General features: G+C 69.0%; 11 protein-coding genes. 6 read left to right on the top strand and 5 right to left on the bottom strand.

Translation table 11 applies throughout. The annotated features are described in order from the left end of the window. Positions 1 to 651 (bottom strand): RICIN domain-containing protein (locus tag Ato02nite_RS08805; RefSeq protein ID WP_213005917.1); only part of this gene is annotated, 651 nt, incomplete at its 3' end. Positions 652 to 1,039: 388 nt separating this feature from the next. Here Ato02nite_RS08805 and Ato02nite_RS08800 point away from each other — a divergent pair. Genes Ato02nite_RS08800 through Ato02nite_RS08790 form a run of 3 tightly spaced genes read left to right on the top strand, consistent with a single transcriptional unit; the run spans position 1,040 to position 4,130 of the window. Continuing rightward, positions 1,040 to 2,335 carry an extracellular solute-binding protein gene (locus Ato02nite_RS08800; protein ID WP_213005916.1) on the top strand — a complete coding sequence of 432 codons (1,296 nt, stop codon included), beginning with the start codon at positions 1,040 to 1,042 and terminating at the stop codon, positions 2,333 to 2,335. A 5-nt stretch (positions 2,336 to 2,340) separates the two neighbouring features. Then, positions 2,341 to 3,309: a carbohydrate ABC transporter permease gene (locus Ato02nite_RS08795; RefSeq protein WP_246606322.1), complete on the top strand. Its 969-nt coding sequence runs from the start codon at positions 2,341 to 2,343 to the stop codon at positions 3,307 to 3,309. After that, positions 3,306 to 4,130: a carbohydrate ABC transporter permease gene (locus Ato02nite_RS08790; RefSeq protein ID WP_246606314.1), complete on the top strand. Its 825-nt coding sequence runs from the start codon at positions 3,306 to 3,308 to the stop codon at positions 4,128 to 4,130. The genes Ato02nite_RS08795 and Ato02nite_RS08790 overlap by 4 nt, the downstream gene beginning before the upstream one ends. A 48-nt stretch (positions 4,131 to 4,178) precedes the next feature. On the opposite strand, the gene Ato02nite_RS08785 is transcribed toward Ato02nite_RS08790, so the two are convergent. Then, positions 4,179 to 5,471: an extracellular catalytic domain type 1 short-chain-length polyhydroxyalkanoate depolymerase gene (locus Ato02nite_RS08785; RefSeq protein ID WP_213005915.1), complete on the bottom strand. Its 1,293-nt coding sequence runs from the start codon at positions 5,469 to 5,471 to the stop codon at positions 4,179 to 4,181. A 184-nt stretch (positions 5,472 to 5,655) separates the two neighbouring features. Between Ato02nite_RS08785 and Ato02nite_RS08780 the strand changes: the two genes are divergently transcribed. From Ato02nite_RS08780 to Ato02nite_RS08770, 3 genes are all read left to right on the top strand, one after another. Then, positions 5,656 to 6,588, top strand: a complete 933-nt coding sequence (locus Ato02nite_RS08780) for a PaaX family transcriptional regulator (protein WP_213005914.1) — start codon at positions 5,656 to 5,658, stop codon at positions 6,586 to 6,588. Positions 6,589 to 6,623: 35 nt separating this feature from the next. Then, positions 6,624 to 7,823 (top strand): serine/threonine-protein kinase, encoded by a 1,200-nt coding sequence (locus Ato02nite_RS08775; protein ID WP_213005913.1) that lies wholly within the window; start codon positions 6,624 to 6,626, stop codon positions 7,821 to 7,823. Positions 7,824 to 8,188: 365 nt separating this feature from the next. After that, a complete protein-coding gene (locus Ato02nite_RS08770; protein ID WP_213005912.1) occupies positions 8,189 to 9,646 on the top strand; it encodes a glycoside hydrolase family 10 protein in 1,458 nt (485 codons plus the stop codon). 63 nt (positions 9,647 to 9,709) lie between these two features. On the opposite strand, the gene Ato02nite_RS08765 is transcribed toward Ato02nite_RS08770, so the two are convergent. From Ato02nite_RS08765 to Ato02nite_RS08755, 3 genes are read right to left on the bottom strand one after another with little or no spacing between them, the layout of a single operon-like run. Next, positions 9,710 to 10,066, bottom strand: coding sequence for a DUF3618 domain-containing protein (locus Ato02nite_RS08765; protein ID WP_213005911.1), 357 nt, complete (start codon positions 10,064 to 10,066; stop codon positions 9,710 to 9,712). After that, the gene (locus Ato02nite_RS08760; RefSeq protein WP_213005910.1) at positions 10,063 to 10,482 is read right to left on the bottom strand and encodes a phage holin family protein; all 420 of its coding nucleotides are present in this window, start codon (positions 10,480 to 10,482) and stop codon (positions 10,063 to 10,065) included. Before Ato02nite_RS08760 ends, Ato02nite_RS08765 begins: the two co-directional genes overlap by 4 nt. A 17-nt stretch (positions 10,483 to 10,499) precedes the next feature. Continuing rightward, the gene (locus tag Ato02nite_RS08755) at positions 10,500 to 11,549 is read right to left on the bottom strand and encodes a YihY/virulence factor BrkB family protein (RefSeq protein ID WP_213005909.1); all 1,050 of its coding nucleotides are present in this window, start codon (positions 11,547 to 11,549) and stop codon (positions 10,500 to 10,502) included. Positions 11,550 to 11,639 lie beyond the last annotated feature (90 nt).

Below are 11,639 nucleotides of genomic sequence, written 5' to 3'. Positions count from 1 at the left end.
CGACTTCGGGGTGGCGAGTGCTCCGGTCGAGGTCCACCGGTACGACGACGGAAGAGTGCAGGTGCCGCCGGTGGGGGGCGTGGTGGGGGTCGTGGTGGGGGTGTCCGACCCGATCCGGACCAGCTGCCACTGCTGGTTGGTGCCGTTCCAGTCGGCGTACTGGACGATGTTGCCGCCGTCGGCGGTGGAGGCGCCCTGCACCTCGACGGCCTTGCCGCTGTTGCGGTTGATCAGCTGGATGTACCCGTCGACGTCCTGGACGCTGAACTGCTGGTTGGTGGAGTTGTTGTCGGTCCACTGCACGATCGACCCGCCGTCGGCGGTCGAGAAGTTGTAGACGTCGAGCACCTTGCCGGAGTGCTTCGACTTGAGCCGGTAGAAGCCGCTGCCGGAGTCGACGAACTGCCACTGCTGCTGGGCCTGGTCGTTGCGGGACCACTGGGTGATCCGGGCGCCGTCGGTGGTGGCCAGGTTGTAGACGTCGAGCGCCTTGCCGCTGTTGCGGTTGACCAGCACGTACGAGGCGCTGGTGTCGATCGTCGCGGCGGAGGCCGCGGAGGCGGTGAGCGCGACGATGCTCCCGCCGGCCGCCAGCGTCACCGCCGCGACGGCGAGGCGCCACCAGCGGCGCAGGGTCGGTTTCGTAGTCATGGGTGGGGCCTTTCGGGGGAATGGGGACGGCGCTCACCATGAATTGCGCAAGTTCGCCTTGCGGGGGAGTCAATACCTGAACGCAGGGTGGGAGCGCTCCCGTTGAGACGCCATGTTGCCAGAATGTTTCCCGCTAATTCAAGGGTTGAATTGCCTTCCGACGACTTCCGGGAGAGCTGATCCATAACAACTTTTCAGTGACAATTTATGCTCCGAAAATATCGACCGGCTCCCGAACGTTCCGCAATTGCTATTGGCAGCAAGTGGTCTTGACCGGCCGGACACGTCGCCGTAACGTGCGCAGGCAGTGGAGAAATGACGAAGATCAATGCCCGCAACTTTCGCCACTTCCTGATCCCATGAAATTCCTGCGAAGGGATACCCGGTCATGCCCTCGACCCGGTTCAGTCGTCGATCTTTTCTGGAACTCGCCGGTGCCGGCGCAATGGGTGCGGTCCTCGGCGGCTGCAGTGACGACGACGGGGAGTCGTCCGGATCGGGCAAGACGATCCGCTGGTGGCACATCGCCAATACCGATCCGATGCTCTCGGAATGGGCGGCCATGGCGACTCGCTTCGAGGCGGCCCATCCCGGGGTGAAGTTCAAGATCACACCGCTGGAGAACGAGGCGTTCAAGACCAAGCTGACCACCAACATCCAGGCCGGTGACCCGCCGGACATCTTCCACACCTGGGGTGGCGGGGTGCTTTTCCAGCAGGCCGAGGCCGGCATGGTCAAGGACCTCACCGCCGACGTCGGTGGCTGGAAGGACACCCTGATCCCGACCGCGCTCGACGCGTACAGCACCGATGGGAAGACGTACGCGTCGCCGGTGGACACCGGCATGGTCGGTTTCTGGTACAACAAGGAGCTCTTCGCCAAGGCCGGGGTGAACTCCCCGCCGGCCACCTGGGCGGATTATCTCGAGGCCGTGCGCCGGCTGAAGGCCGCGGGCACCACCCCGATCGCCCTCGCCGGCAAGGAGAAGTGGCCGGGCCACTACTACTGGGCCTACCTGGCCATGCGGGTCGGCGGCCTGGAGGCACTGCAACAGGCGGCCGTCGACAAGAACTTCAGCACGCCGGACTTCGTGGCGGCCGGCACCCGGCTGGCCGAGCTGGTGGCGCTGCAGCCGTTCCAGACCGGATTCCTGGCGGCCGGTTACTCCACGGCCGACGGGCAGGCGGCCACGGTCGGCAACGGCAAGGCCGCGATGGAGCTGATGGGCCAGTGGGCCCCGGTCGTGCAGCGGGACAACTCGGCGGGCAAGAAGGGCCTCGGCGACAAGCTCGGCTTCTTCGCGTTCCCCGCGGTCGACGGCGGCAAGGGCCAGGGAACCGACGTGTTCGGCGGTGGTGGCGGGTTCGCCGTCGGCAAGGACGCGCCGCCGGAGGCGGTCGAGTTCCTCAAGTACATCGCTCAGCCCGAGAACGCCCGCATCGAGGCGAAGACGGCCGGGGTTCTGCCCACCGTCAAAGCGGCCGAGGACGCGGTCACCGACCCCAACCTCAAACTGGTCGGCAAGGCGCTGTCCGCGTCCACCGGGTTCCAGCTCTATCTTGACCAGGCCTACGCCCCGGCGGTCGGTCAGCAGGTCAACGACAGCGTGGCCGAACTGCTCGCCGGCAAGGCCACGCCGGAGAAGGTCGCCGAGGCGATCAGCACCGCGGCGAAGCGGGGCTGACCGCGGTGCTCACCGACGAGCGGCGGCCGGCGCCGGCCGCGGTGCCGCCGCCGGCCGAGAAGGTGCGCCGCCGGCGCCGCCCCTGGCCGACCGTGGCGCTGTTCCTGAGCCCGGCGTTGTTCCTGTTCGCCCTGCTGGTGCTCACCCCGATCGTGGTGGCCGCCTACGCCAGCTTCTTCGACTGGAACGGCTTCGGCGCACCCGGCAACTTCGTCGGCCTGGAGAACTTCCGGCGCCTGCTCACCGACGAGATCTTCGTCGGCGACCTGCGCCGGACGCTGCTGCTCGTGGCGCTCTCGCTCGGTATCCAGATCCCGATCTCGCTGGCCCTGGCGATGCTGCTCAACCAGCCGCTGCGGGGCCGGCGGGTCTACCGGATGCTGTTCTTCGCGCCGTACGTTCTGTCCGAGGTGGTCACCGCCGTCCTGTTCACGATGATCTTCTCGCCCAACCAGGGCCTGGCCAACCACATCACCCAGCTGATCGGGCTCGGCGACCTCGGCGCGACCTGGCTCGCCGACACCGACACGGTGATGTACTCGCTGTTCTTCGTGATCTCGTGGAAGTACTTCGGCTTCCACACGATCCTCTATCTGGCGGGCCGGCAGAGCATCCCGCCGGAACTGCACGACGCGGCCGCGATGGACGGCGCCGGGCCGTGGCAGGCCTTCCGGCACATCACGCTGCCGCTGCTCGGCCCGACGATCCGGATCAGCGTGTTCCTGTCCGTTCTCGGGACCATCCAGCTGTTCGACATGGTGTGGGTGCTCACCGGTGGCGGGCCGATCCGCTCGTCGGAAACCCTTGCCGTGACGATGTTCCAGGAAGGCTTCAAGCGTTTCCACGTCGGCTACGCGAGCGCGATCAGCATGGTCATCTTCCTGATCAGTGTCACCTTCGGCCTGCTGTATCAGCGCTTCGTGCTGCGCCGCGACCTCGAGGGCGCCGTCACCACCATGGGGGACCAGCGATGATGACCCGTACGCGCTCCGCCGCCCTGCACACGACCAGTCTCGTGGTCGGCGCGGCCGTGGTCGTGCCGATCGTCTTCGGGATCCTCGGCGGGTTCAAGGACAACGGCCAGCTGTTCACCAACCCCTTCGGGCTGCCCGACCCGTGGCTGCCCGGCAACTACCTCGACGCGCTTCGCTCGACGGCGTTCTGGCAGCAGGCGGCCAACAGCGTGGTCATCGCCGTGGCCAGCACCGTGCTGGTGGTGGGCGTCGGCGCGATGGCCGCGTACATCTTCGCGCGATTCGCCTTTCCCGGCCGGGAGTTCCTGTTCACCCTGTTCGCGATCGGGCTGATGTTCCCGTTCGCGGTCGCCATCCTGCCGCTGTTCGTCCTGCTGCGCGGCATGGGCCTGCTCGGCAACCCGCTCGGGGTGATCCTGCCGCAGGTCGCGTTCGGCCTGCCGATCACGATCGTCATCCTGCGCAGCTTCTTCCGCACGATCCCGGCCGAGGTGGAGGAGTCGGCCGTGCTCGACGGGTGCGGACCGTTCCGGTTCTTCTGGCGCATCCTGCTGCCGATGGCCCGGCCCGCCCTCGGCACGGTCTCGGTGCTGGCCGTGGTCGGCAGCTGGAACAACTACCTGCTGCCGCTGATCGTCTTCAACGACTCCCGCTGGTGGACGCTGCCCCTGGGAGTGCAGCAGTTCCAGTCGCAGTACTCGGCGGACACGGCCCGCATCCTCGCCTACGTCACCCTCGCCATGCTGCCCTCCCTGGTCTGTTACGCCCTGGCCGAGCGCCAGCTCATCGGTGGGCTGACCAGCGGTCTCGGCAAGGGCTGAGGTCCGGTGCTCTCCGGCCCAGCTCCCCGGGCCGGAGAGCGACCCCTGTCAGGCGGTCGTGCAGCTGTTGCCGTTGAGCGTGAACGCGCCGGCCGCGCCGCTGTTGCCGGTGTGGGTGGCCTGGAAGCCGACCGTGGTCGAGCCACCGGCCGGGATCACGCCGTTGTAGCTCGAGTTCCGGGCGGTCACCTGCCCGGTGGCCGGGGAGTAGGTGGCGTTCCAGCCGGAGGTGATGGTCTGCCCGCCCGGCAGGGTGAAGCCCAGCGACCAGCCGTTGACGGCAGTCGAGCTGGTGATCGTGAGGTTCTCGGTCAGACCGGTGTTCCAGGCGTTAACGGAGGCGGTCACCCGGCACGAACCCGACGTAGGCGGAGTAGTGGGCGGTGTGGTCGTCGGTGGGGTGGTCGGCGGCGTTGTGGTGCCACCGGTCAGGCCGAAGAAGCCGATCGCGTACGCGGCCATGCCGCTGCCGGGCAGGCTGTGCCCGGCGCCCTGGATGCTGTACGCCTCGATGTTGTCGCCGTAGCGGCGGCGGTTCCAGCCCGACTGCGGCGTGTCACTGGACGTCGGCGTCTGGCTCAGCCCGAACACGTCGGTCCACTGCTCGATCTCTTCCTGCAGCAACGAGTACGGCACCAGGGTGTCGCTGGTGCCGTGCCACAGCTGGACGCGCGGACGCGGGCCGGTGTAGCCGGGATAGGCCTGCCGCACCGCGTCGCCCCACTGCTGCGGGGTGCGGTTCATGCTGCCGCCGGTGCACTTGCTGGCGCCCGGCGGGTAGTCCGCCGCGCCGGTGAAGCAGTTGAACGGCACGCCCATGAAGGCCGCGCCGGCCTTGAAGACGTCCGGATAGAGGGCGAGCGTCTCGTTGGTCATCATCCCGCCCGAGGAGCTGCCGGTGGCGTACACCCGGTTGGGGTCGCCGCCGTACTGCCGTTCGGCGTAGGTGACCATCGAGACGATCGACACCGGATCGCTGCCGCCGCCGCGGCGTTTGGCGGCGTCCGACCAGGTGTCGAAGCAGTTGCCGAACCCGGCCTGCTGGGTCGCGCTGGGGTAGATGACCAGGAATCCGTACCGGTCGGCCAGCGAGGCGAACTCGCTGCCGGAGTAGAACCCCGGGCCGGAGCCGCCGCAGCCGTGCATGGCGACCACGATGGCCGGGCTGGCCGGTCGCGCGTCCGGGACGTAGATGTGCATCCGCATGCCGCCGGGGTTGTCCCCGAAGCCGGTGACCTCGGTCAGCGAGGCGGCGAACGCGGGTTGTGCGGCCGGCACCGCCAGCCCGGCGACGGCCAGGGAGGTGGCCGCGGCGAGCAGGAGTTTCCTTCTGATTCTCATTCCCTGTCTCCTTCGTTCCGCGCGGTGGACGCGGTGCGTGGTGGCAGGTGGGGAGGGGGTAGGCACGCGTGGGTGCGCCGAGGTGGCGTCGTGCGGGCCCGGTCCACACCGTCGTGTGACAGAAACTCTCCACCTCGGACGTAAAACTGTCAATCGACAAGAGTCGATCCCGTAAGGTCATCGCGTGACCAGCCCGTACGACATCGACGAGATCTTTCCCGATGGTTCCGTTCGGCTGCCCCGCCGGCAGAGCGGCAATTCGCCGCAGGGCCTGGCCGTGACCCTGATGGCGGACTACACGCTGCGCACCCGCGAGTGGCTGCCGACCGCGGCCATCGTCGCGCTGCTGACCGAGTCCGGCGTCAGCCCGGCCGGAGCCCGAACGGCCATCAGCCGCCTTGCCCGCCGCGGCGTGATCGAAGGCCGCCGGCGGGGACGGCGAAGTTCCTACCGCCTGACCGCGGCGGCGGCCACGTTCCTGGCCATCGGCGGGAGCGCGATCGTGGGGGCGGCCGGTGGGCCGACCTGGGACGGGCAGTGGACGCTGATCGCCTTCTCGCTGCCGCAGGAGGAGGCCGGCCTCCGGCGAGGACTGCGCGACCAGCTCCGGTGGATGGGCTATGCGCCGCTGTACGACGGGTTGTGGATCTCCCCGCACGACCTCAGCGAGAAGACCCGGGCCCGGCTCGCCGAGCTGACCCTCGGCACCCTGACCGTCTTCCGCGCCCGGCATGTCGAGCTCGACGCGGCGATCCGGCGGAATCCGCTCGACGCGTGGGACACCGTGCTGATCACCGGGCGGTACGAGTCGTTCATCCGGCGCTGGCGGCCCGCACTGCCCTGGACGCTCACCGGCGCGGAGGCGGTCCGCGCTCGCACCGAGGTCATGGACACCTACCGCCGCCTGCCCATCCTCGACCCGCACCTGCCCATCGAGCTGCTGCCGCGAGGCTGGCTGCGCGAGCCGGCCCGGGAGCTGTTCACCTCCGTCTACGACGGACTGGCCGACGTCGCCGAGGAGCATGTGCGGACGGTGGCGAGCCGGCACACCGACGGCCGGGTCGACGGCATCCGGGCGCACACCGTCGCCGATCTGGCCGCCGGCCTGGGCCGGTAGGTTTCGCCGCGGTCCGCGCGGGAACGGGTAGCGACGTGGAGTGCGGACAACTCATCGCCGGTCGTTACCGGCTGCGGGAGCGCCTGGGTCAGGGCGGGATGTCGGTCGTCTGGCGGGCCGACGATGACGTGCTGGGCCGCGAGGTGGCGGTGAAGGTGCTGTCCTCGGCCCTGGCGGCCGACCCGGCCCAGCGGCAGCAGATCCGGGACGAGGCGAGGGCGGCCGCGCGCCTGCGGCACGCGAACATCGTCGCCGTGTACGACTACGGCGAGTTCACCGACGCGGGCCGGACGATGTCGTACGTGGTGATGGAGCTGGTCGACGGCCGGACCTTGGCCGACATGCTGACCGGCGGCCGGCTGCCCTGGAAGGTGGCGACGCTGGTCGGCGCGCAGGTGGCCGCGGCGCTCGCGGCGGCGCACCTGGACGGCATCGTGCACCGCGACGTGAAACCGGCGAACGTCATGGTGTCCGGCGCCGGGGTGAAACTGGTCGACTTCGGCATCTCGGCGGCCGTCGGCGCTCTCGACGAGCAGGACGGCCGGCTGCTCGGCACGCCCGCCTACCTCGCGCCGGAGCGCATCGAGGGCAGCCCGGTCCGTCCGGCGACCGACGTGTACGCCCTCGGCCTGCTGATGTACCTCGCGCTGGCCGGGCAGATGCCGTGGGCGGCGTCGACCGTCACTCAGATGGTCAAGGCGCACGTGTACGCGAAACCCGCGCCCCTGCCGGCGATTCCGGGCCTGCCGCCCGCGGTCGCCCGGCTCACGTCCCGCTGCCTGGCGAAGCGGCCCGGCGAGCGGCCCAGCGCGATCGAGGTCGCCGAGGTGCTCGGGGAGATCGCCGGGCTGCCGTCGTCGTCGCTGATGCGCAGCGTGACCGCGTCGACCGTGGCCCTGCCGGCGGTCACCATCCGCCGGCCCGGCCGGGCGACACTGATCGCCGCCGGTGTGGTCACCGGAATGCTGATCGCGGGCGGCGCCTGGTGGGCCGGCGACGGTCCGGCCGCGCCGGCCGAGGCCGGGGCGGTGGCGACATCCACCCCGCCGGTCGCCACCACTCCGGGGTCGACCGGCACGCCGAAGCCGAGCGTCTCGACCGCCACGACCAAACCCGCGATCCGGACAGCCGCGGTGGCGCGGAAGCGCACCGGCCCGCCCAAACCCAAGGCGAAGCCGGCCCCGCCCGCCGCCAAGCCACCGGCGAAGGCACCCAAGCACCCCGGCCCGAAATGATCAGATCCTGATCGACTACCGAATCCGTTTCGGCATAACACATTTTCAGCGCTGTTTCCTTTTGCCGGCAGACTCCGGAAGTTCCGGAGTTCGTATCGTCGCGCGCATCGCGGTGCGCTCGGATTCAACGCGTTCGGTATCGTCGCTCTTCGTGAAGCTGCTGGTGGGAGCCCCTTTGCTGCCTCCCGGCGATCTTGACAACTTCCGGGATACTTCCGGAAACTCTTGTTTCAACGGTGTTACCGTGCCAGCATGTGTCCAACATTGAGACCCGTCACTATTCGGTCCGGACAATGCCGTTCATCGATTTCCCCCATGCATTCGGTGCCCTGCGGCCGGACCCGGAATTGAAAAAGGAGGCCCTGGTGGCAACCAGTTCCCCGCGAGGTAGATCGTCACTGGTCCGGCCGCTGTTCGCCGGCGCGGTGGCCGCGGTCGCGGCGCTCGGCGTCGTGATGGTGATGCCGGACGCGAACGCCGCGGCAAGCACCCTCGGCGCGGCGGCCGCGCAGTCCGGCCGGTACTTCGGCACCGCGATCGCCGCGAGCCGCCTCAGTGACTCGACCTACTCCACCGTCGCCGCGCGCGAGTTCAACATGATCACGGCCGAGAACGAGATGAAGCCGGACGCGACCGAGCCGAACCGCGGCCAGTTCAACTTCAACTCCGGCGACCAGATCTACAACTGGGCCACCCAGCGTGGCCTGAAGGTCCGCGGCCACACCCTCGCGTGGCACGCCCAGCAGCCGGGCTGGATGCAGAGCCTCAGTGGCAGCAGCCTGCGCCAGGCGATGATCGATCACATCAACGGCGTGATGGCCCACTACAAGGGCAAGCTCGCCGCGTGGGACGTCGTCAACGAGGCCTTCAACGAGGACGGCAGCCGCCGGTCGTCCAACCTGCAGGGCACCGGCAACGACTGGATCGAGGTGGCGTTCCGCACCGCGCGCACCGCCGACCCGTCGGTCAAGCTCTGCTACAACGACTACAACATCGAGAACTGGTCGTACGGTAAGACGCAGGGCGTCTACAACATGATCCGGGACTTCAAGTCCCGTGGCGTGCCGATCGACTGCGTCGGCCTGCAGACCCACTTCACCGGCGGCAGCTCGCTGCCGAGCAACTTCCAGACCACGCTGTCGAGCTTCGCCGCCCTCGGGGTCGACGTGGCGCTGACCGAGGTCGACGTCACCAACGCGTCGACCACGCAGTACGCCGGGCTCACCCAGGCCTGCATCAACGTGCCCCGCTGCATCGGCATCACGGTCTGGGGCGTACGGGACGGGGACTCCTGGCGTTCCGGTGAGAGCCCGCTGCTGTTCGACAACAGCGGCAACAAGAAGGCCGCGTACACCTCGGTGCTGAACGCCCTCAACTCCGCCGGTCCGTCCCCGACCACCTCGCCGACCGGCGGCACCACCTCCCCGTCACCGTCGTCCACCCCGGGCGGCGGGGGCCGAATCCTCGGCGCCCAGTCCGGCCGGTGCATCGACGTCCCGAACGCGTCCACCAGCAACGGGACGAGGGTCCAGCTGTACGACTGCAACGGCCAGACCAACCAGGCCTGGACCCTCACGTCCAGCAAGCAGCTGACCGTGTACGGCAACCGGTGCCTGGACGCCGCGGGCTCCGGCAACGGTTCGGCCGTTCAGATCTACAGCTGCAACGGCCAGACCAACCAGCAGTGGAACGTCAATTCCAACGGCACCATCACCGGCGTCCAGTCGGGACGATGCCTGGACGTCTGGGGCACCGCCAACGGCCAGCAGGTCCAGCTCTACGACTGCAGCGGACAGGCCAACCAGCGGTTCACCCTGGGCTGACCACCGCACGCCGATCCCGCGGGGCCGGAGCGATTCGTCGCTCCGGCCCCGCGGTGACGCTCGTCAGCGCCTGCGCCGTGCGACGACGATGAGCACGATGACGGCGGCGACCGCGGCGGCGCCGATGGCCGCGAGCGGCAGGGGCCGGCGGACCGGGGCGGGCAGGTCGGAGTCGGCGAGCTGCTGCTTCGCCGTGGTCGCCCGCTCGGCCACCACGCCCGCCGCCTGCGCGGCCTGGTCCTTCGCGTCGGTCAGCTTTTGCCGTACCTGTCCGGTGGCATCGCCGATGGCCTGCTTGGCCCGGGTCTTCACGTCGGCTTTGGCGGCGAGTTGCTGGACCGTCTCGCCCAGCTCGGCGCGGGTCTGCTCGATCTCCGCACGCAACTGCTGCGGGTCGGCGGGGGTTTGCGAGTCGCTCACGACGAGCGTCCTTCCCGTAGGGCGTTCTTGACGGTCTGTACATCCCGCTGGGTGCTCGCGACGGCGTCGCTGGGCACCGGTGGTGCGGCGGCCTTCAGTTTCTGCTTGCCGAGCAGGGCGGCGACACCGGCCGCGGCGAACACGACCACCATGACGATGAGCACCGCCAGCCAGAGCGGCAGGACCAGGTCGAGCAGCACCACCGCCAGGGTCAGCAGCAGGCCCAGACCGTACAGGCCGAGTGCCGCGGCGCCCCCGAACAGGCCACCGCCAACTCCGGCACGCTTGCCTTTTTCGGTCAGTTCCAGTTTCGCCAGGGTCAGCTCGTCGCGGACCAGCGTCGAGATCTGCGCTGCCGCCTGGCTGACCAGTTCGGAGGTGGACGGCGGCGAACCGTCAAAGGATCTTTCCGACATCGTGCACTCCTCGGGGGTCAGTTGGTGCTCAGTCCCTGCTCGCTACCCTTTTTGATCTTGCGGTCGTCGCGTAGCTCGAGGAACGGTTCGTCGGTGGGGTCGTGGCCGGCCGCGATGGCACGGCCTCGTTCGAGTTCGGCGTCGAGTTCGGCGCCCAGCAGGATCGCGATGTTGGTGATCCACAACCAGACGAGGAAGGCGATGACGCCACCCACCGCGCCGTACGTCTTGTTGTAGTTGGCGAAGTTGGCCAGGTAGACCGCGAACGCGGCGGAGGCCAGGATCCAGAGCAGGACGGCGAAGATGCCGCCCGGGCTGACCCAGCGGAAGCCGCCGGTCTTGGCGTTGGGCGACGCCCAGTAGAGGATCGCGAACATCAGGCTGACCAGGATCAGCAGCACCGGCCATTTGGCGATGTTCCAGGTCAGTACCGCGGCGGAGCCCAGGCCGATCTTGTCACCGACGATCTTGGCCAGGTCGCCGGTGAAGATGACGATCGCGGCGGAGATCACCAGCATCACGCCGACCACGGCCGTGACCCCGACCCGGATGGGCAGGGTCTTCCAGATCGGCCGGCCCTCCGGAACGTCGTAGACGGCGTTGGAGGCGCGCATGAAGGCCGCGGTGTAGCCGGAGGCGGACCAGAACGCGACGACGATGCCGAGGATCGCCGCGAGGCCGGCCGCGCCGGGATCCTTGACCTGGTCCAGGACGGTGTCGACGATCCGCTGCAGCTCCGGGTTCGGGGCCAGCTCGTGCACGGCGTCCTTCACGGTCTCCTGCCCGTTGCTGCTGAGCATGCCGAGCAGCGACACGATGACCAGCAGGCCGGGGAAGATGGACAGCACGCCGTAGTAGGTCAGCGCGGCCGCCCAGTCGGAGACGTTGTCCTGCGAGAACTGCTTGAAGGTGCGCTTGAGCGCGGCGAACAACCCGGTGCCCTTGAGCTGGGCCGGGCTGTCCGGGCCGGCGTCCGGTCCGGGCGCCGACAGGTCGTACGGTTTGTCGTCCCCGGTCCTCGTGGTGGCCAGGGCCTCTCTGCGGCCGTCTTCACGGTCGGTACTCATGTTGCGCCTCCTGCGTAGCACCGGGTGTCCTCGCTGAATCCCCCTCGGAACGATTTCCTAATCCCATTGTTTATGCGCTAAACGCGGAGC

The sequence above is a fragment of the Paractinoplanes toevensis genome (assembly GCF_018332695.1).
In the GTDB taxonomy this organism is placed as follows: Bacteria; Actinomycetota; Actinomycetes; order Mycobacteriales; family Micromonosporaceae; genus Actinoplanes; species Actinoplanes toevensis.
Note: the sequence above shows the minus strand (reverse complement) of the source record. Positions and strands in the feature narration are given on the sequence as shown.

What these genes read in the sequence shown, in the direction of transcription:
- Ato02nite_RS08760 (WP_213005910.1), bottom strand. Translation starts at nt 10,482, where the DNA reads ATGTCGGAAAGATCCTTTGACGGTTCGCCGCCGTCCACCTCCGAACTG.
- Ato02nite_RS08790 (WP_246606314.1), top strand. Translation starts at nt 3,306, where the DNA reads ATGATGACCCGTACGCGCTCCGCCGCCCTGCACACGACCAGTCTCGTG.
- Ato02nite_RS08785 (WP_213005915.1), bottom strand. Translation starts at nt 5,471, where the DNA reads ATGAGAATCAGAAGGAAACTCCTGCTCGCCGCGGCCACCTCCCTGGCC.
- Ato02nite_RS08800 (WP_213005916.1), top strand. Translation starts at nt 1,040, where the DNA reads ATGCCCTCGACCCGGTTCAGTCGTCGATCTTTTCTGGAACTCGCCGGT.
- Ato02nite_RS08755 (WP_213005909.1), bottom strand. Translation starts at nt 11,549, where the DNA reads ATGAGTACCGACCGTGAAGACGGCCGCAGAGAGGCCCTGGCCACCACG.